Here is a 278-nt window from a genome sequence, read left to right on the forward strand (position 1 = left end):
TGTTTTACAGGTTTTATGGTACTATTCTCTTTTCTATGACCGTTGCTCTGCGATCATTTCCGACCTGCAAAGCTTTTCTATTATATCGTCGTTTCTTATGATTGTCAAGCTGTTTTTTTGTTTTTTTCTGAGTTGTTTTTTGGAGGCGCCACCCAGATTTGAACTGGGGGTGAGGGTGTTGCAGACCCGTGCCTTACCACTTGGCTATGGCGCCTGATTAAAATGGAGCGGAAGACGGGATTTGAACCCGCGACCCTCGCCTTGGCAAGGCGATGCTC

General features: G+C 46.4%; 1 tRNA gene. It reads right to left on the reverse strand.

Going from position 1 to position 278, the window contains the following annotated elements:
- Positions 1–140: 140 nt before the first annotated feature.
- A tRNA-Cys gene (locus Q7P33_RS18015) sits at positions 141–214 on the reverse strand.
- Positions 215–278: the final 64 nt, after the last annotated feature.

The sequence above is a fragment of the Acetobacterium wieringae genome (assembly GCF_026646375.1).
GTDB classification, from domain to species: domain Bacteria; phylum Bacillota; class Clostridia; order Eubacteriales; family Eubacteriaceae; genus Acetobacterium; species Acetobacterium wieringae_A.